General features: G+C 65.5%; 22 protein-coding genes. 10 read left to right on the top strand and 12 right to left on the bottom strand.

The window, feature by feature from the left end; all coding sequences use genetic code 11:
- Window positions 1–83: 83 nt before the first annotated feature.
- The 8 genes from H290_RS0102995 to H290_RS0102960 form a co-directional block, all read right to left on the bottom strand.
- A complete protein-coding gene (locus H290_RS0102995; RefSeq protein WP_020105280.1) occupies window positions 84–299 on the bottom strand; it encodes a ferredoxin in 216 nt (71 codons plus the stop codon).
- Window positions 299–1,573, bottom strand: coding sequence for a cytochrome P450 (locus H290_RS0102990; protein WP_020105279.1), 1,275 nt, complete (start codon window positions 1,571–1,573; stop codon window positions 299–301). The genes H290_RS0102995 and H290_RS0102990 overlap by 1 nt, the downstream gene beginning before the upstream one ends.
- A gap of 85 nt (window positions 1,574–1,658) precedes the next feature.
- Window positions 1,659–2,501 (bottom strand): mycofactocin-coupled SDR family oxidoreductase, encoded by an 843-nt coding sequence (locus H290_RS0102985; RefSeq protein ID WP_020105278.1) that lies wholly within the window; start codon window positions 2,499–2,501, stop codon window positions 1,659–1,661.
- A 145-nt stretch (window positions 2,502–2,646) separates the two neighbouring features.
- Window positions 2,647–4,890 (bottom strand): AAA family ATPase, encoded by a 2,244-nt coding sequence (locus H290_RS0102980; protein WP_020105277.1) that lies wholly within the window; start codon window positions 4,888–4,890, stop codon window positions 2,647–2,649.
- Window positions 4,891–4,909: 19 nt separating this feature from the next.
- A complete protein-coding gene (locus tag H290_RS0102975; protein WP_020105276.1) occupies window positions 4,910–5,842 on the bottom strand; it encodes a phosphatidylcholine/phosphatidylserine synthase in 933 nt (310 codons plus the stop codon).
- Window positions 5,839–6,552 (bottom strand): phosphatidylserine decarboxylase, encoded by a 714-nt coding sequence (locus H290_RS0102970; protein ID WP_020105275.1) that lies wholly within the window; start codon window positions 6,550–6,552, stop codon window positions 5,839–5,841. Before H290_RS0102970 ends, H290_RS0102975 begins: the two co-directional genes overlap by 4 nt.
- Before the next feature lie 94 nt (window positions 6,553–6,646).
- Entirely contained in the window at window positions 6,647–7,882 is a 1,236-nt protein-coding gene (glp, locus tag H290_RS0102965; protein ID WP_020105274.1) for a gephyrin-like molybdotransferase Glp, read from the bottom strand.
- On the bottom strand, window positions 7,882–9,243 hold the full coding sequence (locus H290_RS0102960) for a dipeptidase (RefSeq protein ID WP_020105273.1): 1,362 nt from the start codon (window positions 9,241–9,243) through the stop codon (window positions 7,882–7,884). The genes glp and H290_RS0102960 overlap by 1 nt, the downstream gene beginning before the upstream one ends.
- Window positions 9,244–9,334: 91 nt before the next feature.
- Between H290_RS0102960 and H290_RS0102955 the strand changes: the two genes are divergently transcribed.
- Window positions 9,335–10,123, top strand: coding sequence for an HAD-IIA family hydrolase (locus tag H290_RS0102955; RefSeq protein ID WP_020105272.1), 789 nt, complete (start codon window positions 9,335–9,337; stop codon window positions 10,121–10,123).
- A gap of 15 nt (window positions 10,124–10,138) precedes the next feature.
- Here H290_RS0102955 and H290_RS0102950 read toward each other — a convergent pair whose 3' ends face one another.
- From H290_RS0102950 to H290_RS0102940, 3 genes are all read right to left on the bottom strand, one after another.
- Window positions 10,139–10,594 carry an SRPBCC family protein gene (locus H290_RS0102950; protein WP_020105271.1) on the bottom strand — a complete coding sequence of 152 codons (456 nt, stop codon included), beginning with the start codon at window positions 10,592–10,594 and terminating at the stop codon, window positions 10,139–10,141.
- Between the two features lie 86 nt (window positions 10,595–10,680).
- The gene (locus H290_RS0102945; RefSeq protein WP_020105270.1) at window positions 10,681–11,805 is read right to left on the bottom strand and encodes an acyl-CoA dehydrogenase family protein; all 1,125 of its coding nucleotides are present in this window, start codon (window positions 11,803–11,805) and stop codon (window positions 10,681–10,683) included.
- 36 nt (window positions 11,806–11,841) lie between these two features.
- On the bottom strand, window positions 11,842–13,014 hold the full coding sequence (locus tag H290_RS0102940; protein WP_020105269.1) for an acyl-CoA dehydrogenase family protein: 1,173 nt from the start codon (window positions 13,012–13,014) through the stop codon (window positions 11,842–11,844).
- Between the two features lie 217 nt (window positions 13,015–13,231).
- Here H290_RS0102940 and H290_RS0102935 point away from each other — a divergent pair, with 217 nt between their 5' ends.
- The gene (locus tag H290_RS0102935) at window positions 13,232–13,975 is read left to right on the top strand and encodes a hypothetical protein (RefSeq protein WP_155976660.1); all 744 of its coding nucleotides are present in this window, start codon (window positions 13,232–13,234) and stop codon (window positions 13,973–13,975) included.
- Here the strand turns inward: H290_RS0102935 and H290_RS0102930 are convergent.
- Complete coding sequence (locus H290_RS0102930) at window positions 13,972–14,538, bottom strand: NADPH-dependent FMN reductase (protein ID WP_020105267.1); 567 nt, start codon at window positions 14,536–14,538, stop codon at window positions 13,972–13,974. The genes H290_RS0102935 and H290_RS0102930 overlap by 4 nt on opposite strands.
- Before the next feature lie 250 nt (window positions 14,539–14,788).
- Between H290_RS0102930 and H290_RS0102925 the strand changes: the two genes are divergently transcribed.
- The 8 genes from H290_RS0102925 to H290_RS0102890 are packed head-to-tail and all read left to right on the top strand — an operon-like array spanning window position 14,789 to window position 22,240.
- Window positions 14,789–15,313, top strand: coding sequence for an MSMEG_0572/Sll0783 family nitrogen starvation response protein (locus tag H290_RS0102925; RefSeq protein WP_020105266.1), 525 nt, complete (start codon window positions 14,789–14,791; stop codon window positions 15,311–15,313).
- Window positions 15,314–15,323: 10 nt separating this feature from the next.
- Window positions 15,324–16,415 carry an MSMEG_0568 family radical SAM protein gene (locus H290_RS0102920; RefSeq protein WP_051121838.1) on the top strand — a complete coding sequence of 364 codons (1,092 nt, stop codon included), beginning with the start codon at window positions 15,324–15,326 and terminating at the stop codon, window positions 16,413–16,415.
- Between the two features lie 2 nt (window positions 16,416–16,417).
- The gene (locus tag H290_RS0102915) at window positions 16,418–17,827 is read left to right on the top strand and encodes an MSMEG_0567/sll0787 family protein (protein ID WP_020105264.1); all 1,410 of its coding nucleotides are present in this window, start codon (window positions 16,418–16,420) and stop codon (window positions 17,825–17,827) included.
- Window positions 17,824–18,717, top strand: a complete 894-nt coding sequence (locus tag H290_RS0102910) for a carbon-nitrogen hydrolase family protein (protein WP_020105263.1) — start codon at window positions 17,824–17,826, stop codon at window positions 18,715–18,717. The genes H290_RS0102915 and H290_RS0102910 overlap by 4 nt, the downstream gene beginning before the upstream one ends.
- On the top strand, window positions 18,710–19,027 hold the full coding sequence (locus tag H290_RS0102905; protein ID WP_020105262.1) for an MSMEG_0570 family nitrogen starvation response protein: 318 nt from the start codon (window positions 18,710–18,712) through the stop codon (window positions 19,025–19,027). The genes H290_RS0102910 and H290_RS0102905 overlap by 8 nt, the downstream gene beginning before the upstream one ends.
- Complete coding sequence (locus tag H290_RS0102900) at window positions 19,024–20,307, top strand: MSMEG_0569 family flavin-dependent oxidoreductase (protein ID WP_020105261.1); 1,284 nt, start codon at window positions 19,024–19,026, stop codon at window positions 20,305–20,307. The genes H290_RS0102905 and H290_RS0102900 overlap by 4 nt, the downstream gene beginning before the upstream one ends.
- Before the next feature lie 11 nt (window positions 20,308–20,318).
- The gene (locus H290_RS0102895) at window positions 20,319–21,155 is read left to right on the top strand and encodes a carbon-nitrogen hydrolase family protein (RefSeq protein WP_020105260.1); all 837 of its coding nucleotides are present in this window, start codon (window positions 20,319–20,321) and stop codon (window positions 21,153–21,155) included.
- Entirely contained in the window at window positions 21,152–22,240 is a 1,089-nt protein-coding gene (locus H290_RS0102890; RefSeq protein WP_028462696.1) for an MSMEG_0565 family glycosyltransferase, read from the top strand. The genes H290_RS0102895 and H290_RS0102890 overlap by 4 nt, the downstream gene beginning before the upstream one ends.
- The last annotated feature ends 109 nt before the right edge of the window (window positions 22,241–22,349 follow it).

Genomic DNA, 22,349 nt, shown 5'->3' with positions numbered 1-22,349 from the left:
TGGGAGCCCAGCACCCCTGAAGACTGTTGAATTCGAGGTCGCCGAGGGTAAATCTCCCTCGCCGACCTCATATCCGACAGGTTTCAGGGCGAATCGGAGATGCTGATCGCTTGCCGGGGACAGGCGGCGATCGCGGCACGGACTGCCTTCTCGGTACCTTCCGGCGGATACTCGACCCAGATGGCGAGGTCGTCGTCGCCGATGTCGAAGACCTCGGGAGCACTCTGGACGCACATGGCGTGGCCTTCGCAGCGGTTCTTGTCCACAGTGAGTCTCGGGCGCGATGTGGTCATGGTCATCACTGCGCCGGCGGGGTGAACAGCAGGTGCAGTTCGGACAGCCCACGGAGCAGAAAGGTCTTTTCGTAGCTGTACGTGCGACCTTCGGCCGGGCCGTGCTTCTCTTCGTTGATCGAGATGTTGCCGGAACTCGCCAGATACCGTTCGACGGTGATGGTGGCCTCGGCGCGTGCCAGCGGTGCGCCCGGGCAGGTGTGTGCGCCGCGACCGAATGCGATGTGCTGGTTGTTGTTCTCGCGGTCGAGATCGAACTCGTCCGGGTTCTCGAACTTGCGATCGTCGCGGTTGCAGGCGCCGGGATGCACCATCACCGTGGTGCCGGGCGGGACGTCGACCCCACCGAGGTTGACGGCCGATTTCGTGTACCGGAAATCGCTCTTCGTGGGGCTCTCCAGGCGAAGGGTCTCCTCGATGAAGGCCGGAATGAGCTTGTTGTCCGCGCGCAGCTTCGCTTGCAGCCCTTGATCTTCGGCGATGATGCGCAGCGCCGAGCCGATCAGCCGCGCGGTGGTGTCCTGGCCGGCGCCGAAGAGGAACGATGCCAGTCGGACGACGACGTCGGGCTCAGGGATGGAACCATCGGGGTAGGTGGCGTTGGCGAGTTGGGTGAGCACATCGTCGCGTGGATTGGCCCTCCGATCGATGACGTACTCCAGGAATCGTTCTTCGCAATACTGCAGCAGGTTGGTCTCGATGGTCTCTGAACTACCCAGGGCACCAACAACCTTGGCCTTGAAGTTGCTCATTCGCAGGTTCACCCGGTCCTCGTCCGGCATGCCGAGGAGGTCGGCGATCACCAGTGTGGTGAACGGCCGCGCAAAATCCCCGACGACCTCACTGGCGCCGCTGCTGACACCTTCGAGGAGGCATTGGTCGGCGATCGCGGACATCGCCTCGACGTTTTCCCTGAGCCGACGCGGGGTCATGATGCGACGAAGCAGGCCCCGCTCCTTTTCGTGGGCCTCACCGTCCATGGTGATCAGGTATTCGAAGAAGAACCAGTGTTCCCGGTTCTGCTCCACGTAGTCGCTGATGTCGTCGCCGGCGGGCAGGCCCTCCAGCGGCGGAAATGGTCCGGCCACGGAATTGCAGGCAGAGAACACTTCGGCGTCGCGGTAGACCTCGATGGCCTCTTCATAGCCGGTGACGGCCATGACCCGTGGCATGCCGATCGGATGCACCGGACATCGCGACCGCAGTTCGTCGAAGTACGGATAGGGATCGTCCGCGAGCGTGGGATCGCTGAAGAAATCTGCTGTCGAGATGTCAACCATCGGTAGGCCTTTCAGTTCTTCATAAAACGCAAGAATCCACGGGCGACGAAACGCCGCTCGTGGATTCTTCCGGACATCGGTCTGACTACTTCAGGCAGCTGCCGGCGTCGACAGACAGCGTGACGCCGGTGACGAAACGGGCTTCGTCGGAAGCCAGGAACAGGACCGCGTTGCTGATGTCTTCGGGTTCGACCCAGCCGATCGGCAGCACGTGCATGAACTTCGCGACGAGTTCCATGTCCTCCGGGCCCGGGTTCTCCAGATCGGGGCGGAACAACTTCATGGTGCCTTCGTTCATGAACATCGGCGTGTTCACGTTGGTCGGGTGCACAGAGTTGACGCGGATGGAATGCTCGCCGAGTTCGACGGCGAAGCTGCGCATGAGCCCGACGACGCCGTGCTTGGCAGCGATGTAGTGACCGGTGTTCGGGTAGGCCTTGAGTCCGCCGACCGAGCTGGTCAAGATGATCGATCCACCGTTGCCACCTGAGATAAGGTGCGGCACACCGGCTTTCACCGACTTCCAGACACCCGACAGGTTGATGTCGATCATCTCCTGCCAGTCGCGCTCGCTGGTCTTGTCGAGGGTGGCGCCGCCGTTGCCGATGCCGGCGTTGGCAACGATGATGTCGAGCTTCCCGAGTTGCTCGACGCCGCTGTCGACGGCTGCCTTCAGGGCATCGAAATCCCGGACATCTGCCTGAATTGCGACGATCCGGCGGTCGAGATCCTCGACCAGCTTGACGGTTTCGGCGAGGTCTTCCGGCGTGGACGCCGCGATCACGGCCGGCTCGTCCGAGATCGGTCCGCAGATGTCGACAGCAATGATGTCGGCACCTTCCTGTGCCAAACGCACTGCGTGGCTACGTCCTTGACCACGCGCCGCTCCCGTGATGAAGGCGACTTTGCCCTCCAAACGTCCCGCCATCGTGCACCAAACCTTTCAAGATCGACAGACGCCGGGCTTCGCTTCGAGCCGACGATTCCGCAAAATGCTGAACACTCGCTCAGCACGATTCCATCAAACGGGTCAGCGTGTCAACGTTTTGACTTAATTGCGCGATTGCGCGGGCTCAGACGCCGCGCTTGTCGGCGTATTGCCGCAGATTCTCCACCTGGTCGGGGTCGAGGGAGGGGCGAACCTTCGCCCTGGCCGAGGCAACGTCCTCGGCGGTCACGGTGGCGGCGTCGATGTTGCGGCGCATGGCGGCCAGGGCCGCCTCGCGCAGGAGCGCCGAGCAGTCGGCGGCGGAGTATCCGTCGAGGTCAGCGGCAAGTTCATCGAGATCGATGCCGTCTGCCAGCGGTACCGACCGGCTCGACGTGCGCAGGATGTCGCCGCGGGCGCCGGCGTCGGGCGGCGGTACGAACACCAGGCGTTCGAGGCGGCCGGGGCGCAGGAGGGCGGGGTCGATCAGGTCGGGCCGGTTGGTGGCGCCGAGGACAACCACGTCACGCAACGGTTCGACGCCGTCGAGTTCGGTGAGCAGCGCCGCGACCACCCGATCGCCGACACCGGAGTCGGACGACTGCCCACGGCGCGGGACCAGCGCGTCGATCTCGTCGAGAAAGATCAGCGACGGTGCGGATTCGCGAGCCCGGTCGAACAGGTCGCGGACGGCCTTTTCGGAACTGCCGACCCACTTGTCCATGAGCTCAGCACCTTTGACGCTGTGGACACTGAGCTGTCCGGATGCGGCCAGGGCGCGCACCACAAAAGTTTTGCCGCAACCCGGCGGACCGTAGAGCAACACACCGCGGGGTGGATCGACGCCGAGGCGGGTGAACGTGTCCGGATGCTGCAGTGGCCACAGGACCGCCTCGGTCAGCGCCTGCTTGGTCTCGACCATGTCACCGACGTCGTCGAGGGTGATGCCCCCGACCGCCACCTCGGGCGAGGCCGACCGTGACACCGGCCGGATCACCTCGAGTGCGCCGCTGAGGTCGGCTTCGGTCAGCTTGGGAGGCCGGCTGTCTCGCGCGCTGCGGGCGGCAGCGCGCAGCGCTGCTTCGCGGGTCAGGGCCGCGAGGTCGGCGGCAACAAAGCCGGGGGTTCGGGAGGCGATGTCGCCGAGATCGATCGTTTCGGCCGGAACTTTTGTCAGCAGAGCGGTGAGCAGGCCGCGCCGGATTTTGCTGTCCGGCAGGCCGATCGACAGTTCCCGATCGCAGAGGTCGGGGTCGCGAAGGCGGGAGTCGAGGTTCTCCGGCCGTGAGCTGGTGCAGATGAGGGCGACCCGCGGCGCGGTGATCGCGGTGCGCAGCGCGTCGAGTATCAGCGCCGACACCGGATCGGCCTCGGTCGGCAGCAGTGCTTCCACGTCACTGATCAACAGGACGGCCCCGCGCTTGTCGGACGATGAAATGAGTTGATCCACGGCATCTTTGACCGCGGCCAGCCGTCCTGACGACTCCAGGGCGCCGGTGAGCGGGCCGTCGAGGTAGACGAGGTTGCGGTCGGCGCACACAGCCCGGATCACCGTCGCCTTGCCGACACCGGGTGGGCCGGTGACCAGTGCTCCGAGGCGGGCCTGGGCGCCGAGGGTGGTGAGCAGTTCCGGGTTGTCGAGGGTGAGCCCGATCCACTCGGTGAGTTTGCCGACCTGCGTATCCACACCGACGAGCTCGTCGACGGGTCGAACCGCCGGTGGCGGGGTGCTCGGGGTCTGTGCGCGCGGCCGCGTGCGGGGTGCCGGTGCGGCCGCTGTGCTGGGGCCCTCTGTTCCGTCCGCCCACAGGACGGCGGTGTCGGGCTGCACACTCACCGGGCCGTCGGGTTCGGCTGCGACGACCGTCAGGAGTTCGTTGGTCCAGGTGATGCCGACCGACCGTGCCAACTTGCGGGTGGCCTCAGAGGTGGCGAAGTCGGGGCCGAGGTCGCGGGGGAGTAGCGAGACCACATCGCCGACCGTCACGACCTTGCCGAGCAGGGCCCGCCGCAATGTCCGTACGTCCACCGATTCCGATGTCAGCGACGAACCCCGGACCACGATGCGGGTGGCGCCGTGGACCACCGCGGGGGCGAGCACCACGGGTGCGTCGGGTTTGATCCCGGCGTTCGACAGCGTCAGTTCGTCGAGCAGGGCGATACCGGTGGGTTCGGTCGATGCGGTTGCGGCGATCACCGCGGTGGTGGTCCGCGATCCGATGACCGCGACGCCATCCCATTCGCGCAACGCCAGGCCGGCGAGTACTTCGGGGTGCACCCGGACGATGCCGCGCCGGGCTTCTGCTGCCGACAGGTTGAGCCGTGCGGTCAGTGTCAGCTGCGGCGATCCGGAGTAGGCGGGACCAGCGGACGCGGAATCGGATGTCACAGAAGCAAAACTACCGGTATCAGTGCCCGGGACGCCTCAATCCGAGGCGGGCTGCGGATTTCGTCGGACGTCCGCGACGCACTTGCCGGATCGCCCGGCGTTCGGCACGACGTTGACGCGGATGGTAGTCCCAGGTCTCCGGTCGGCTGGCGACCCAGCGTTTGGTGCGCCAGGCGAATGGGATGTGGAGCAGGTAGAGCGCGATGGCAGCCAGCATCAGTGCGTACGGGTAGGTCATCAGTGCGGCGGCGAACAGGGCCACGCCGATCAGTACGAGCACCAGCGCATTGGGTGGTACGGCAAACGATTTGAACGACGCGGTGGGTATACGGCTCACCGCGAGCAGTGCGGTCGAGGTCATCCATACGCCGACAAAAGCGTCCGATGTCCACCAACCGCTGCCGAATTGCTGATCGAGCGCGATGGGCATGATCGCGATCAGGGCGGCGGCCGGCGCGGGTACGCCGACGAAGTAGTCCTTCGTGTACTGCGGACGGTCATCGTCATCGATCAGGGTGTTGAACCGGGCCAGACGCAAAACGATTGCGCAGCAGTAGATCAACGCGAGCAGCCAGCCGACGTCGTTGCCCTCCAACATCAACACGTACAGCACAAGTGCGGGGGTGACCCCGAAGTTGATGGCATCGGCGAGCGAATCGAGTTCGGCGCCGATTTTCGTTGTTGCACCGAGGAGACGCGCGATCCGGCCGTCCACACCGTCGAGCAGTGCTGCGGCCGCGATCATCGCGACGACCAAGTCGACGCGGCCGTCGAGTGCGAACTTGGTGGCCGACATCCCCGCGCAGATCGCGAGCACCGTGAAGGCCGACGGCACGAGCAGTTTGCCGGTGTTCAGGGTTCCGGCTCGACTGGGCCGTCGTCGGCGGTGGGGGGTGGTGGAGAGATGGCGGGAGGCCGACCGCTTCGTGTCGCCCCGTCCGGATGCGATCATTTCAATTGCGCCAGGACGGTTTCCGCGCCCACCGCGCGTTGCCCGACGGACACCAGCGGGCGGGTGCCCTCAGGCAGGTAGAGGTCGACCCTGGATCCGAACCGGATCAGGCCGTAGGTGTCGCCGAGTGTGACCTGATCACCGGGCCTGGCATCGCAGACGATGCGGCGGGCCAGGAGTCCGGCGATCTGCACCACGGCGAGCTCGGCGCCGTCGTCGGTGCGGATCAGCATCGAGTTGCGCTCGTTGGCGTCGCTGGCTTCCGGGAGGTCGGCGCTGACGAACGACCCCGACCGGTATTCGATCGCCTCGACCTTGCCGGCGGCGGGGATCCGCTGCACGTGCACATCGAACACGGACAAGAAGATCGAGACTCGGGGACGCGGTGTGTCGCCGAGTCCCAACTCGGCCGGCGGGGCCGCATGATCGACCAGGGCGACCTGACCGTCGGCCGGGGCGACAACAACACCGGGCGCGTTCGGTGGCACCCGGGACGGGTGGCGGAAGAACGCGGCGGTGGCGAGTGCGGCGACGGTGGCCGGCGTGCGGATCCATCCGTGTTTGCGTCCGGCAAGAGCAATGGCGGCGGGTACCGCCACGAACGGGATCCCGGCGCGATGTAGTGGCGGCACTGTCTCGCGGATGAGGTCGGCGATGTGAGCCAGACCGGTAGTCGGCTCGGCGTCTGTCGGAGTGGGGCGTCTGGCCATGGCAATTATTGTCGCAGGCGCACACTGCGGTCCGCGGTCGGCGCTGGTGATACCGCCGTAGCCGCAGGTCCCGGGCGATGTCGGTGATGGGTTGTCATAGCTCTTCGAGTACCAATACCTCGACCGTATTGCCGGCTTCGACCTTGTCGGTGTCGGCGGAGATGTCCAACAGGACGTTGGCCGATGCCATGTATGCGAGGTGGTGTGACGCGGGCGGTCCGATGGGCTGAACCTGCGCGCGACCGTCGGTGACGGTGAGCTCTCCGCGCCGGAACTGCCGCTTTCCCTTGGGTGAGCTGAAGGTCTCGGTGACCGATGCCGGGATGGTTCTGCGCTGGGCGGGTAGTCCCATCGCCGACCGCAGCGGTGGGCGGACGAACACCTCGAACGACACCTGGGCGCTGACCGGATTGCCCGGCAACGTGATGATCGGGACCGGGTTGCCGCCGGCGCTGGTGTAGGTGCCGCAGCCCTGGGGCATCCCGGGCTGCATCGCAACCTTCACGAAGTCGACGCCCTCACCGGTGAGGGCATCCTTGACGACCTCGTAGGCGCCGGCGCTGACCCCGCCGGAGGTGATGATCAGATCGACGCCCGGCTCATCCCCGCCGTCGATGTAGCTGTCGAGACGGGCCCGGAATTCGACGACGTCGTCGGGAACGAAATGAACCTGGGTGGCGTGGGCGCCGGCCTCGATGGCCGCCGCGGTCAGCATCGCGCCGTTCGACTCGTAGATCTGACCGAACTCCAGCGGTGTGCCGGCCGGAACCAGTTCGCTGCCGGTGGAGAGCACCAGCACGCGTACCGGCGCGTAGACCGGTAGCTCGGCCAGGCCCAGCGCGGCGGCGAGGCCGAGCTGAGGGGCCCGCAGGACACGGCCGGCGGGCAGCGCGCGCACGCCGGCGCCGATGTCGGACCCGGCCCGGCGGATTGCCGTGCCGGCCGGGGCAGCGGCAAAGATCGCAACGTTGTCGGTGCCACCGTCGGTGCGTTCGACCTGGATCACCGCGTCGGCGCCGGCCGGCATCGGTGCCCCGGTCATGATCCGGTGTGCGGTTCCGGGCGCCAGGGTGAGTTCGTCGGTACGTCCGGCCGGGATGTCGGCGGCCACCGGCAGGGTCACCGGAGATTCCTCGGTGGCGGCGGAGATGTCTTCGGCGCGGATGGCGTAGCCGTCCATGGCCGAATTGTCGAAGCCCGGCAACGTGATCGGGGCAGCGATGTCTTCCGCGAGGACGCGGCCCAGTGCGGATGCGGCGGGCACTGTGACGACGCGCGGCGCGCGGAACAGCGCCGCCACCACATCCTGATGTTCGGAAACGCTGCGCATCAGTTCTGGGCTCCGTACTTCGAGAGGAAAAGGGCAAGGGACAGTGCAGTTTTGGAGATCTCGTCGGGATCGACGCTCTCGTTCGGGGCGTGGATCCGGCAGGCGGGCTCTTCGACACCGAGGAGTGCGATCTCGGCCTGTGGGCAGATCTCTGCGAGCACGGTACACAGCGGAATGGAGCCGCCCTGACCCGAGTGGACAACGCGTTTGCCGTAGGCCTTGGCCATCGCCTTGGTCAGGGCGGTGTAACCCGGGCCGGAGGTGTCAGCGGAAAACGGGGCGCCGGTGGCCCCGATCTCGACATCCACCCGCGCGTGCCACGGAATGTGTTTGAGCAGATGCTTTTCCAGCGCGGCGGCAGCATCGTCTGGGTTCATGCCGGGTGGTACCCGAAGGTTCAGCTGCGCCGCCGCCCGTGGGTTGATCGCAGCGGGTGCTCCGGCGGTCGGTGGTGCGTCGATGCCGATCACGGTCACAGCCGGACGCGCCCACACCATTTCGGCGGGGGTTCCCGAACCGATGAGGTCGACGCCGTCGAGAGTCGTCGAGTCGGCCCGGAACTGTTTCGGGTCATACGGGGTACCGGGCCAGGCCTGATCGCTGGTGAGACCGTCGATGGTGGTGTTGCCGTCGGCGTCGCGAAGTGTTGCCAGGCCCGCGATCAATGCGGCCAGCGCGTCGGGGGCGCCGCCGCCGAACTGCCCGGAATGTACTTCGGAGGCAAGCGTTTCCACGGACACCTTCACCGCGGCCATGCCCCGCAGGCTGGTGGTGAGTGTGGGGATACCGGGTGCGACGTTGCCGGTGTCGCAGATCAGGATCATGTCGGCCTGGAACAATTCGGGCCGTGTCCGGGCCAGGTGCTCGAGGCCTTCGCCGCCGGCTTCTTCAGATCCTTCGATGACAATTCTGATCCCCACCGGCGGAAGCGGATCGAGAGCGCGCAGCGCGGTGAGAATGGCGACCACGTTGCCCTTGCAGTCGGACGCGCCGCGTCCGAACCAGCGGCCGTCCCGTTCGGTCAGGGAGAACGGTGTGCTCTCCCACAGCTCCTCCGGACCGGAGGGCTGAACGTCGTGGTGGGAGTAGAGCAAGACCGTCGGGGCTCCGGCGGGGCCGGGGACGAAGCCCAGGACCGTCTGACTCCCGTCGACGGTGTCCATCACGAGCGAGTCGACACCGGCATCGGAAAAGGCTCCGCGCACCCAGGCGGCGCTGGCCCGGCAGTCGTCGCGTTTAGCCGGGTCGACGTGCACCGACGGCAGGGCAACCACGTCGGCGAGGTCGGAATGTGCGCGCGTCATCAGGCCGGTCACTCGTTTGGACAGGGCAGAAAAGGTGGGTGCGCGTTGATCGGGCATGAGGCCAAGCATGCCGGACCGGAAGGGCGCCTGTCAGCAAGCTGCCCATCCCACCGTGCGCCCGCGCAGGGGCAGGACTAGTTTTTGAGTCATGGCTGAAGGGTTGCTACTCGACATCGACGGGGTGATCGTCACTTCGTGGGAGCCGCTGCCCGGCGCTGTCGAAGCGTTGGAAGCGATCGCCGAATCCGGGATTCCCCGGATGTTCTTGACCAACACCACATCCAAGTCGAGGAGTCAGATCGCGCAGACGCTGACCCGCGGTGGATTCAAGGTGGCCGACAGCGAGATCCTGACCGCTGCGGTGCTCACCGCCGAGTACCTGCGATCGCATCACCCTGGCAAGCGGGTGATGGTTCTCAACGAGGGCCCGGTCACCGAGGACATGGCCGGGATCAACATCGTCGAAGATGACCCGCAGGTGCTGGTGTTCGGCGGTGCCGGACCCTCGTTCACCCACGATCTGCTGTCGAAGGCTTTGGCTTGGATGATCGACGGTGTCCCCGCGATCTCGATGCACCGGTCCATGTCGTGGTCGACGGCCTCGGGCCCCAAGATCGACACCGGGATCTACCTCGAAGGTCTGCAGAAGGCGACCGGAAAGAAGATCCCGGCGATCGGGAAGCCGTCGCCGCTGGGATTCCGTCACGCGGTGGAGATGCTCGGAGTCGGTGATCCCGCCGAGGTGGTCATGGTCGGCGACGACATCCACGGCGACGTTCTCGGCGCACAGAAGGCAGCGATGGTCGGTGTGCTGGTCCGCACCGGAAAGTTCCGGCCCGAACAACTCGACGCATTGCACGCCGACGAGTTCGGGCAGGTCCCCGACCACGTCATCGACTCGATCGCGGACCTGCCCGCCCTGCTCAAGAAACTCTGATCGACCCCAGGCGGGTCAGGAGACGGCGAGTTTGATCTTCGTCAGTGTCTGATTCATCCCGTCCACCAGTTCAGCATCAAAGGGCTTCTCGCCGCCCATCGCAACGTTGATGAGGACCTGCGAGACCTTGCTGGTGTTGTTGGGTGCTTCCCGGCGTTCGGTGAGCTTCACACCGTTGTCGGAGGGCGTGATGGTGAAACTCCACACGCTGCCGTTCTCCTTGATCCGGTACGCGATCTCCTTGTTCGGCTCGTACCGGACAACCTTGGCCGTGGTCGGCCAGACCAGCAGACCGCGCTTGTTGACGTTGATGGTCTTGGTCCCGAGCGTGATCGGTCCGCTGCCGCGAACGATGACCTTGCGGCATTGCGGGCTCCATTCGCCCATCCGCTTCAGATCGGACACCACCTTCCACACCTGTTCGGCGGAGGCTTTGATCTCGGTGGACGCTTCGAGCAGGGGGGCAGCCATGGTTCTCCTGGTGAGGTCTGGTCGACGAACCCGTCAGCCAGATTCGTCGATGCGCCGCCGGTACGGCATGTCAATGAGTGTTGTCACTATCCGATCAGGATCTTGTCATAGTCCGCGACGCGGTCGGCGAGGGTACGCAGATGTTCCGCACTGCCACCGAGCGTGTGTTCGATGGCCAGCAATCGGCTCGCGTAGTGGCCGACCGGATACTCCGCGGTGATTCCGATACCGCCGTGCATCTGGATCGACTCCTGCCCGACCTTGCGTGCCGACCGGCAGATCTGCAGTTTGGCACGCGAGGCGATCACCGGATCGATGTCGCCTTCGGCCAACGCAACCGTCGCGTACAGGCTCATACTGCGGGCCAGTTCGACAAGGACGTACATGTCCGCGGCCCGATGTGTCAACGTCTGGAATTTGGCAAGCGGCACCCCGAACTGCTTGCGCTGCTTCAGATACTCGGCAGTCAGCCGCACTGTTTCGTCCATGGCGCCGACTGCTTCGGCACACAACCCGACCTGCGCGACCACTTCGCTGCGGATCAAGGCTGCGGAGGTGTCACCGGAATCGAGCAGTGTTGCCGGCGCGTCCTGCAGGACGATCTGGGCGCCGCGCCGCGAATCGTGGGTCCGGAACGCAGTGCGTGCAACACCGGTTGCATCGGCATCCACCAGGAAGAGCCGGATGTCCCCGTCGAGGCGGGCGGTGACCACCAGGGTGTCGGCGCAGTCACCGTGCAGCACCGGGTTCTTGGTGCCGGTCAGTGTGTAGCCGTCGCCGGCCGGTGTTGCGGTGGTCGTCACCGCGGCGTTCGGCCAGCGGTCTCCCGGCTCTTGATGGGCGAATGCGGCGAGCAGTTCACCGGAGGCAAGCGCGGGCAGGTACTTCGACCTCTGCTCGTCGTTGCCGGTGTCGGCGATGATCCCGCCGGGGATGATGACCGCGTCGAGAAGCGGTTCGGGAGCGAGTGCGCGACCGAACTCACCGAGCACGGCGCCGATCTCCTCGGGGCCGGCGCCCATTCCGCCGTCGTCCTCGCTGAACGACAGGCCGAGAATCCCGATCTCCCCCAACGACTTCCAGAGGTCGCGACTCCAGCCGAGGTCGGTATCGGTGACCTCGCGGAGTTTCTCGAGATCGTAGAACTTGGACAGCACGTCGCGCGTGGTGTCACGCAGCATCGTCTGTTCTTCGCTGTATTCGAAATCCATGGTTTTCGGTGGTCCTTTACAGGTGTGCGGGCGACTTCACAGCCCGAGGATGGAGGACGCGATGATGGTGCGCTGCACCTCTGACGAACCGCTGTAGATCGACACCTTGCGGAAGTTGAGGTACGTCGGGACCGTCTCCTGAGCCCAATGGGGAGAAGCGATGTCAGCAGCATTCACTGCGAGTGAGTCGACTCCGGCGATATCGGCGAGAAGCTCGGTCGACGCCTGCTGCAACTCGCTGCCACGCAGTTTCAGGACGGACGACACCGGATCGGGCTTGCCGTTTGCCGACGCGGCGACCACCCGCAGCTGGGTGAGTTCCAGTGCCAGCACCTCGTTCTCGAGCTCGGCGAGCCGGGCGGCGAACAGTGGATCCTGCAGCAGCGTTCCGTCGCCCGACGGGATGGCGGCGGCCAGTTCCTTGGCGCGGGCCAGCCGGGTCTTGGTGATGCCGACCCGGGTCACCCCGGCGCGCTCGTTGCCGAGCAGGAACTTGGCGTAACTCCATCCGGCGTTCTCTTCGCCGACGAGATTCTCGACCGGGACCTTCACGTCTTCGAAGAAGACCTCGTTGACCTCGAAGCCGCCGTCGATCAGCTGGATCGGCCGGACGGTGATACCAGGGGTATTCAGGTCGATGAGCAGAAAACTGATGCCCGCCTGACGTTTCGGGGCATCGGGATCGGTCCGGACGAGCGCGAAGATCCAGTCGGCGAACTGCGCCATCGTGGTCCAGGTCTTCTGGCCGTTGACCACATAATGGTCGCCGTCCCGCACGGCCCTGGTCTTCAGCGACGCGAGGTCGGATCCCGCCTCGGGTTCGGAGAAGCCCTGGCACCACCAGATGTCGAGGTTGGCCGTGGCCGGGAGGAACCGCTCCTTGATCTCCTGCGAGCCGAAGTTGGCGATCACCGGTCCGACCATGTCGGCGTTGAAGGCCAGCGGTTCCAGGACGGAGGCGAGATTCATCTCGTTCTGCCAGATGTGCTTCTGCACCGGGGTCCAGTCCTTGCCACCCCACTCGACCGGCCACTTCGGAACCGCCAGGCCATGCTCATTGAGTTTGCGCTGCACGGCAATCATGTCGTCGGGCCAGATCGAGGTACCGGCTGCGGCGCGCTCACGGAGTTCTTTGGGGACTTCGTTGGCGAAGAAGCTCCGCAGTTCCTCGCGGAAGGCGACGTCTTCGTCGCTGAGTTTGAGGTGCATGGTTCCTTGATACTCCCCGAGGCCGATCCGCGTGAGCGCTACGTGCGACGTCGGTGCTCACGGCTATACTTCTGCTGACGCCGGACCTCATCTGTGAGGGACCCCGTTCTCTTCAACTGAATTGGCGCGGTGAGCTGCCGGACGCGATGGGTTGGTGGAATCGTCCACCGAGTCCCCGCGGGCCGGGCGCCGTTGCCGGGAGAACCAGGTGGCACCGATGACAACACAAACGAACCAAGCACCCTCGCCGTGGCCGGGGTCGGAGTACTCGGCCCAACTCGACTGGGACCTCGACGACGTCGGGACCTTGCCGGAGCTGGCCGGCAAACTCACCGCGACCGGTGAACAGTTGTTGGCCGCGCACGTGGCCGGCTGGACATTGGTGGCGCCGATGTCGGACGGTCGGCTGCATGCGCGTCGGCAGTCCCGTCGCATGCGCGGCCGCGCACCCGTCAGTCCTGTTGGTATCCCGTCAGGCGACCTGGCTCCGCGTCTGCGCTGGCGTCTGCGCATTGTCGACGAACCTGCCGACGAGCGCTCGGACCGGCTGACTGTCGAGGCCGCGACTGCCACGCCGTGGCTGCTGGCCCGGGGCGACAGACTCGAGCAACTGAGCGGGCCGGAGATCGACGCCGACACCCTGGCCCGGGTTCAGGCGCAATTCGGGCCCGGGGAGGCCGGCGATCGCCGGTGGGCGTTGGTCTCGGCCCGCATCGGTCCGTCGAAGGATCTGATCGCCGAAGGCAGTCGACTGCGCCTGCACGCGGTGGTCGACGGTGTTGTGCTGCGCACCGTCGAGACCCTTGGCCACCGGCATGCGGCCGATCGCGCGACGGACCTGCCCGCCGCGGCCGGCGCCTACCGCCGACTGGCGGCAGCGGCGATGGCGATGCACCAGGCAGGTGGCCGGTTGGGCGCCATCGACGACGGCTTCGTGGTGGTCGAATACCCGGTCCGCTAACGCGGTAGAACCGTGAGGACCCGGTGGATGTGGTTGCGGAACTCGAGCATGTATTTGCGCAGGAACTTCTCGGTGGAGGCGTCGTTCACGGTGCCGTCCTCGCCGAATCCCTCTGGGGTGTATTGGATATACGCCTCCGGTGCGGTCATCTGCCGGGCATTGCAGAAGCTCAGTACCGCCCGCAGACTCTGTTGACCGACGGCCGTACCGAGTTTCCCGACTGACGCACCGATCATGGCGGCGGGGATGTGGTCGAAGGAGTTCTGACCCCACGGACGGGATGCCCAGTCGATGGCGTTCTTCAGTGCGCCGGGGATCGACCGGTTGAACTCGGGCGTGACGAAGAGCACCGCGTCCACGGCCGAGATCGCCTCTTTGAACGCGGTGGCTTCGGGAGGAAAGTTGTTGTCGTAGTCCTGGCTGTAGAGCGGCAGGTCCCGGATCGGGATCTCGACGAACTCGAGATCTTCGGGAGCGAGCTTGATCAGTGCACTTGCCAGGATCCGGTTGATCGAAGTGGATGACAGGCTTCCGATGAAGTACCCGACCTTGTAGGTGCTCATGGGTGGATCCGCCCTTCTGCGGTTGCAAGCGGGCCAATGGTAGCCCGCAGTGCCAGGCGTGACCGGGGGTTTGAGCCGCTGATTACCGGAGTGTTACCGCGGTGAGGTCTTGGAAGTGCGCTGTTGGTCCCGCGATAACCACTGTGAAACCACCGGCTTCTTTACTGGAACACGCAGCCGGATCCGGCTTCTCGCCTAGCGGCAGTGTCGCCGCAGCGGCCTCAACATTCCGTCCCATCAGGAGGACCCTATGTCCGAGATCGACCAGACCATCGCCGAGAATATCAAGACCTCCCTTGCCGAGATCCCGCACCCGTCGTTGCCGAAGGGCAGCAACATCTACGGCGGCACCAAGATCTTCCCCGACTACAAGGCGCAGGAGGGAGAGTCGTACTTCACGCTGGTTCACGGCATCGCCCACGAATCGTCGGTGAGTTTTGTGGCGGTCCTGCAGGCCACCAGGGCGCTGCGTAAGGGCTTTGAGTCGGCGATGTACTTCTACGGCCCCGGTGCCATCAATTGCCTTGCCACACGCGGCTTTCCGACCACCGGAGATTCCGGCTTCCCGGGTGAGCAGAACATCAACGATTCGCTCGCGACGTTCATCTCGGAAGGCGGCACCGTGTTCTGTTGCCGTTTCGGTCTGGCACTGCACGGCGGACGCGAGGAAGACCTCATCGAGGGAGTCATCCCGGCGCATCCGCTCGATGTGCAGGATGCGCTCATCCATTACGCGCGCAAGGGCGCCATCATCAACTCCACCTACATGGTCTGAGAGTGCCGACATGCTGGAGACGGAGCGAAGCGGAGCTCGACCGGAGCAGGCACTATCGGCACGCGTAGATCTTGCGTTGCTCGGTGTTCGTGGGTCACCGCCAGTGCGCCGATCCGCCGGCGCCGGTCCCAGCGACGACGGCCACCTGATCATCGATGGCCTCAGTGCTGCGGTCCCACGCAATCCGCTGAGTCCTTATGTCCTGGACGGTGATCGGGTGTTGTTCGACGGTGATGAGACCGGGCTGGAGGTGTTGGCGATCGACAGACCGGTCTTCTACGACCTGCGCACCGACACGGGAATCGCGTACGAGAAGATCGCCAAGCTGCACGGCCGCGACGTCTTGGCGACCACGGTGATGCAGACCTGTATCCGCTACGACGAGTCGCAGCGCTGCAGGTTCTGCACAATCGAGGAGTCCATGCGGTCCGGCGCCACCGTGGCCGTCAAGAAGCCCGCAGAGCTGGCCGAGGTCGCCGAGGCGGCGGTCCGCCTCGACGGGGTGAAGCAGATGGTGATGACGACGGGTACCTCCGCGGCGGCGGACAGGGGCGCAAAACATCTGGCGCGCTGCGTCCGTGCGGTGAAAGCTGTGGTGCCGGATCTGCCTATCCAGGTCCAGTGTGAACCACCCGGCGACCTGGCCACGCTCACCGAATTGAAGGAGGCCGGAGCCGATTCCATCGGTATCCACATCGAGTCCCTCGATGATTCCGTCCGCCGGCGTTGGATGCCCGGCAAGGCGAGTGTCTCCACCGACGAGTACCGGGCGGCCTGGGCGGAAGCCGTGCGCGTCTTCGGCCGCAATCAGGTCTCGACCTATCTGTTGATCGGACTGGGGGAGGAACCCGACGAATTGGTGTCGGGTACAAGAGAACTCATCGAGATGGGGGTGTATCCCTTTGTGGTGCCGTTCCGTCCGCATGAGGGATCGCTGGCCGTCGATGTCGATCATGTCGGCGCCCCTCGCAGTGACGTCGTCGAGGACATCACCCGGCGAGTCGCCAAAGAATTGACAGCCGCGGGCATGCTCGGCGCCGATCAGAAGGCCGGATGTGCCGCGTGCGGCGCATGCAGTGTTCTGCAGAACGTGGGAGGTTGATCATGCAAGCAGGCAGCAGAGATCTGGCGATCCTGACCGGCCCGCGCTTGGCCACATCGCCTGCCCCGTTCCTTATCCAACCTGTCGGGAGCACAGGTGAACTCGCGCAGTATCGGGCGCTTCGCCACGAGGCGTTCGTCGTACGGCAAGAGCTGTTCGCCGGATCCGACCACGACGAACTCGACGATGATCCCCGCACCGTGGTGCTCTGTGCGACGGCACCCGACGGCACCGTGCTCGGTGGGGTGCGGCTCGCGCCGGCCACCGCCGACGACATCGGATGGTGGACCGGCAGCCGGTTGGTGGTGGCGCCGACCGAACAGGCCCGAGGGGTCGGTCCGGCGCTGGTGCGGGCGGCGAGTGCACGCGCCGAGAGTTCCGGTGTCCTGCGGTTTGATGCCGCCGTACAGCAGCGGTACCGGTCGATGTTCACCTCGCTGGGGTGGCAGCACACCGGCGATGTCGACGTGGCGGGCGTATCCCACGCCGCGATGCGCTGGCCGATCAACAAGATCGAACGTCTCGTCACAGCCACCAAGGCGATGCTGGCCGAAGTGCTGGCGCCGCTGGCGGCACAGTCGATGGGATTGGGGCCCAGCGGATTCCGTGGTGACGACGGGACCCCTGTTCCAGGTAGCGATCTGATCGCAGCCTGCGACGCGATCATCCCGTCGATGGTCGAACGTGACCCCGAATGGGCCGGGTGGTGTGCGGTACTGGTCAATCTCAACGACCTGTCCGCGATGGGCGCCACCCCGGTCGGTCTACTCGACGCGGTGGGGGCACCCACCCGATCGCAATTGACGAGAATAATTCGTGGGATGGCCAGAGCCGCTGCAGCCTGGGGTGTTCCGGTCCTCGGCGGTCACACGCAGGCAGGCGTTCCGGCGTCGTTGTCGGTCACCGCGCTGGGCCGCACGTCCAGGCCGATACCCGCCGGGGGTGGACGCGTCGGCCACGACCTGCGGCTCACAGCCGATCTCGGGGGCAACTGGCGGCCGGGATATGCCGGTCAGCAATGGGATTCCACATCGACGCGCAGTTCCGGGGACCTGGCGCGGATGGGATCGTATGTGCAGCGGGCAGCACCGGCCGCTGCGAAGGACGTCAGCATGGCCGGGCTTGTCGGCACCACCGGAATGCTGGCCGAGGCCTGCGGAACCGGTGCGCTCCTCGACATCGACTGTATTCCAAGGCCTTCCGGAGTTGCGATGGGCGAGTGGGTCACCGCCTTTCCGGGATTCGCCATGATCACGGCAGACGCGCCGGGCCGGGAGGTTCCCGATGCGGGACCGGCAACCGGTGCGGTCTGCGGACAACTCATCGAAGGCCGTGGCGTCAGCCTGCGTTGGCCGGACGGCACGATCACACAAGCGGTGCAGGGCACCGTCACAGGATTGGGAAAAGCATGAGCACAACAATTTCTGTCGCGTCGGCTCAGTTCGGTCGCGACATGGAAGAGGCGTACCGGACGATCGGTGCGCTCATCGAACAGGCGAATGAGCGGGGCAGTGACCTGCTCGTTCTCCCAGAGGCGGCGTTGGGCGGCTATCTACCCAGTCTGGGTGGGGGCGACGAGAGTCCGGAGGCACGTCAGCGCCGGCTTGAAAGTCTGCCACCGGCACTCGAACTGGGTGGCCCGGAATTGGCCCGGGTCGCCGCGATGGCCGGCGACATGACAGTGACGTTGGGCTTCTGTGAGGCCGATGGCGACACCCGCTACAACGCCGCCGTCACCCTGTGCGGCGACGGGATCCTCGGATCGTATCGCAAGGTCCATCAACCGCTGGGTGAAAACCTCTGCTATTCAGCCGGTTCGGGGTATCCGACCTTCGAGACGCCGGTCGGGCGGATGGGGATGCAGATCTGCTACGACAAGGCATTCCCGGAGGCTGCCCGGGCGTTGTCGCTCGGCGGAGCAGAGATCATCGCGTCAATTTCGGCCTGGCCGACATCGCGGACCAACACCACACCCAACATGGACGACGACCGCTGGAAGCAGCGGTTCGACATCTACGACCGGGCCCGCGCGCTCGAGAACCAGTTGATCTGGGTCGCATCGAATCAGGCCGGAACCTTTGGCTCCCTTCGATTCGTGTGCAGCGCGAAGATCGTCGGTCCCGGTGGTGAGGTTCTCGCCGACACCGGCACCGAGGAGGGCCTCGCGACGGCAACACTCGACGTCAAGGACGCGATGCGAGCGGCGCGCGGCGGCGGGATGTACAACCTGCGGGATCGACGTCCCGAGCTCTACGGCAGTGTCACCGAGCCCAATCGAGTCGAGGAACTGACCTATGCCTGAGATGAACTTCACCGTCCGCTGGCCGGATGGCTCACAGCAGCAATGCTATTCACCATCCCTGGTGATGCACGATTTCCTGGAACCAAACGTCGACTACCCGTTGGGGGAGTTCGTATCCCGCAGCACCGAGGCCTTGACCATCGCCAGTGAACGCGTCCGCGCGAAGTTCGGTTTCGCCTGCACGTCCGCGGCAGCGCAGATCGAGGACATCGAGGCGGCAGCGAGAAAGATGCCCGACGGGCAGGTCCGGGTACTGGCGATGACCGGTGCCGAATTGATCACGCCCGCACAGGCAGGACAGCAGTCATGAACGATTCACCAGCAGGTACTCCGGCGGTCGAGGAGGTGCCGGTGGTGGTCATCGGTGCCGGACAGGCCGGCCTCTCGGCCAGTTGGCATCTCACCCAGCGAGGTGTTGCCCATGTAGTACTAGAACGCGACACCATCGCCCATGAATGGCGTGATGGCCGCTGGGACAACTTCACGCTTGTCACTCCCAACTGGCAGTGCAAGCTGCCGGGATACGAATACTCCGGTGACGATCCGAACGGCTTCATGACCCGCGACCAGGTCTACGCCTGGGTCCGGGACTATGCGAGAACGTTCGATGCTCCGGTGCGCGAACATGTTTCGGTGACGTCGGTCAGCCGGCGCGCCGCCGGTGGATTCGACGTCCTCACCACCGCCGGGCCGCTACAGGCGCAGCAGGTGGTGGTCGCGGTCGGTGGCTATCACACGCCGGTGATCCCGCGGTTCGCCGAGAAACTGCCCGACCGGATCCTGCAAGTGCATTCGTCGCAGTACCGCGGCGCCGATCAGCTCCCTGCTGGCGCTGTGCTGGTCGTCGGGTCCGGTCAGTCGGGCGCGCAGATCGCCGAGGACCTGCACCTGGCCGGACGAAAAGTGCACTTGGCCACGGGAAGTGCGCCGAGGGTGGCCCGCTTCTACCGGGGTCGTGACTGTGTCGCCTGGCTGCACGAGATGGGTGTCTACGACGTCTCGATCGACCAGCATCCGGGCGGACTGTCCAAACGTGAGAAGACCAATCACTATGTGACGGGCCGCGATGGCGGACGTGACATCGATCTACGCGCGTTCGCCCGCGACGGTATGCAGCTGCACGGCAGATCCACCGGGCTGGTGGGAACGACGATGACCTTCGCGCCCAACCTGGCCAAGAACCTCGCCGGCGCCGACGCCGTCAGCGACGCGATCAAGAACGACATCGACGCCTACATCGAGCGCACCGGCATCGATGCGCCGACCGAACCGCGATACGTCCCGGTGTGGACGCCCGAAACCGAAGTCACCGAACTGGATCTGGCGACCACCGACATATCGGCGATTGTCTGGTCGATCGGCTTCCGGACCGACTACCGGTTCCTCAAGGTGGGAGTCTTCGACGGAGAGGGCATGCCGACCCACAACCGTGGGGTGACGTCGACGCCGGGGGTCTACTTCCTCGGCCTGCCATGGCAGCACACCTGGGGGTCGGGCCGATTTGCGGCCATCGCACGTGATGCCGAGTATCTGGCGGACCAGGTGACCGCAGGGCGTGTTCCGAGCGCACCGGCCAGAGCGAGTCACTAGGCTCAGCGGCTATGGCACCCATTCGAGTTGCCGCACTGGCAGCCCACTTCGGCAGGGATGTCGAGCGGGCGGTGAGCAAGATCGTCGGGATCATCGAGGCGGCCGCGCGCGACGGCATCGACCTGTTGGTGTTGCCGGACGCGTCGATCGGTGGCTACATCGGTGACCTGCGATCACCGGACATCGACCACCTGCCGCCAACAGTGGACACAGATGGTCCGGAACTGACGAGGATCGCGGAGGCCGCGGGACCGATGACGGTGTGTGTGGGATTCACCGAGGCCTCGGAGGGCAAGCGGTACAACACCGCGGTCTGTCTGTCCGGTGATGGCATCCTGGGCCTGCACCGCAAAGTCCATCAGCCGGCCGGTGAATCGTTGGCTTACGCAGCGGGTGACACCTTCGCCGCCTTCGACACCCCGGTGGGCCGGATCGGAATGCTCATCGACTACGACAAGACGTTTCCGGAATCAGCCCGCACGTTGGCGCTCGACGGCGCAAGGATCATCTGTGCCCTGTCGGCGTGGCCGGCGAGCGTCACCGATCGTGCCTCGCGGCTACCCAACGACCGCCAGTCCCGGCTGTTCGACCTGTACGACGCGGCCCGGGCAGCGGAAAATCAGGTGGTGCTGGTGTCGTCGAACCAGACCGGCGTGATGGGTAAGTTGCGGTTCCTCGGGCAGGCCAAGGTGGTCGGTCCCGGCGGCGAGGTGCTCGCGAAGACATGGGCCAAAGGTGGAATGGCGATGTGCGACATAGACATCGATGCCGAGATCAACCGCGCCCGGACCGTGCTGCATCACCTGGAAGAGCGGCGCATCGACGCATACTGGCAGGACAATCCTTGAGAGTTTCATTACTGACCTACTCCACCAAACCGCGAGGCGGGGTGGTCCACACGCTCAATCTCGCCGAGGCATTGGCCCAGGCCGGTGCAGACGTCACGGTCTGGTCGCTGGCGCGGGGCGGCGACCCGGGCTTCTTCCGCCCGGTGGATCCAGCCGTGACGGTGCGACTGGCCCGTTTCGACGACCTCGAAGGCGACACGGTCACCGACCGGATCGTCCGGTCGATCGCAGTCCTGGGCGATGAGTTCGACTCGGCTGCAGCAGATATCGTCCACGCACAGGACTGCATCAGTGCCAATGCGGTGGGTCGGTGCATCCGGACCATCCACCACCTCGATCAATTCACCACACCGGTGCTGGCCGCCTGTCACGAGAAGGCGATCGTCGAACCGTACGCCCGGATCTGTGTGTCCTCTGCGGTCGCACAGGAGGTCCGGCAGGGGTGGGGGTTCGAACCGACGGTAATACCGAACGGCGTGCAGGCGTCCCGGTTTGCGGATGCGGCCGGGGACGATCTGGAATCCGTTGCTGCGTGCCAACAATGGCGCGCCCGTCTCGGAAAGTATGTGCTGGCGGTGGGTGGGATCGAACCCCGGAAGGGGAGCATCGATCTGCTGGATGCCTATGCCTTGATGCGGCGCGACGATCCGGACCTGCAGCTCGTCTTCGCCGGCGGTGAAACGCTGTTCGACTACCGAGGCTATCGAGCCGAATTCGACAGCCGGGCAGCAGAACTTGGCATCGCACCGATTGTCCTGGGTCCGGTGCCCGACGACACCTTGCCGGCACTGGTGGCCGCCGCCGCGGTGTTTGCGTTCCCGTCGACCAAAGAGGGTTTCGGCCTCGCTGCGATGGAAGCCCTGGCCGCCGGCACGCCGGTGGTGGCCCGCGATCTACCGGTATTGCGGGAGGTCTTCGGAAAGACGGTTCGTTACGCTTGGGCCGTCGCTGATCTGGCATCGCAACTGACAGCAGCGATGGACATCGACCGGGTCAGGCAATCGGCCGGCCGGGAACTGGCAGGTGGACTGACCTGGGACCATGCCGCCGAGCGCCACCTGGATTTCTACCGCTCCCTCCTCTGACCCCCGCCGTCGAGCGTGCCCATCGAACCGCCGAGCGTGCCCACATCACCGCCGAGCGGGCCCATCGAACCGCCGAGCGTGCCGAAAGTGATTGCACACGAACAGGTTA

This window comes from Nocardia sp. 348MFTsu5.1, from assembly GCF_000383535.1.
GTDB lineage: Bacteria > Actinomycetota > Actinomycetes > Mycobacteriales > Mycobacteriaceae > Williamsia > Williamsia faeni.
This window is presented reverse-complemented; position numbering and strand designations above follow the sequence as displayed.

Bases quoted from the DNA above. Each gene is read 5' to 3' on its own strand.
- H290_RS0102970 (WP_020105275.1), bottom strand. From the start codon at position 6,552: ATGGCCAGACGCCCCACTCCGACAGACGCCGAGCCGACTACCGGTCTG.
- H290_RS0102925 (WP_020105266.1), top strand. From the start codon at position 14,789: ATGTCCGAGATCGACCAGACCATCGCCGAGAATATCAAGACCTCCCTT.
- H290_RS0102910 (WP_020105263.1), top strand. From the start codon at position 17,824: ATGAGCACAACAATTTCTGTCGCGTCGGCTCAGTTCGGTCGCGACATG.
- H290_RS0102995 (WP_020105280.1), bottom strand. From the start codon at position 299: ATGACCATGACCACATCGCGCCCGAGACTCACTGTGGACAAGAACCGC.
- H290_RS0102905 (WP_020105262.1), top strand. From the start codon at position 18,710: ATGCCTGAGATGAACTTCACCGTCCGCTGGCCGGATGGCTCACAGCAG.
- H290_RS0102920 (WP_051121838.1), top strand. From the start codon at position 15,324: ATGCTGGAGACGGAGCGAAGCGGAGCTCGACCGGAGCAGGCACTATCG.
- H290_RS0102960 (WP_020105273.1), bottom strand. From the start codon at position 9,243: ATGCCCGATCAACGCGCACCCACCTTTTCTGCCCTGTCCAAACGAGTG.
- H290_RS0102940 (WP_020105269.1), bottom strand. From the start codon at position 13,014: ATGCACCTCAAACTCAGCGACGAAGACGTCGCCTTCCGCGAGGAACTG.
- H290_RS0102985 (WP_020105278.1), bottom strand. From the start codon at position 2,501: ATGGCGGGACGTTTGGAGGGCAAAGTCGCCTTCATCACGGGAGCGGCG.
- H290_RS0102895 (WP_020105260.1), top strand. From the start codon at position 20,319: ATGGCACCCATTCGAGTTGCCGCACTGGCAGCCCACTTCGGCAGGGAT.
- H290_RS0102930 (WP_020105267.1), bottom strand. From the start codon at position 14,538: ATGAGCACCTACAAGGTCGGGTACTTCATCGGAAGCCTGTCATCCACT.
- H290_RS0102990 (WP_020105279.1), bottom strand. From the start codon at position 1,573: ATGGTTGACATCTCGACAGCAGATTTCTTCAGCGATCCCACGCTCGCG.
- H290_RS0102955 (WP_020105272.1), top strand. From the start codon at position 9,335: ATGGCTGAAGGGTTGCTACTCGACATCGACGGGGTGATCGTCACTTCG.
- H290_RS0102915 (WP_020105264.1), top strand. From the start codon at position 16,418: ATGCAAGCAGGCAGCAGAGATCTGGCGATCCTGACCGGCCCGCGCTTG.
- H290_RS0102950 (WP_020105271.1), bottom strand. From the start codon at position 10,594: ATGGCTGCCCCCCTGCTCGAAGCGTCCACCGAGATCAAAGCCTCCGCC.
- H290_RS0102900 (WP_020105261.1), top strand. From the start codon at position 19,024: ATGAACGATTCACCAGCAGGTACTCCGGCGGTCGAGGAGGTGCCGGTG.
- H290_RS0102975 (WP_020105276.1), bottom strand. From the start codon at position 5,842: ATGATCGCATCCGGACGGGGCGACACGAAGCGGTCGGCCTCCCGCCAT.
- H290_RS0102945 (WP_020105270.1), bottom strand. From the start codon at position 11,805: ATGGATTTCGAATACAGCGAAGAACAGACGATGCTGCGTGACACCACG.
- H290_RS0102935 (WP_155976660.1), top strand. From the start codon at position 13,232: ATGACAACACAAACGAACCAAGCACCCTCGCCGTGGCCGGGGTCGGAG.
- glp (WP_020105274.1), bottom strand. From the start codon at position 7,882: ATGCGCAGCGTTTCCGAACATCAGGATGTGGTGGCGGCGCTGTTCCGC.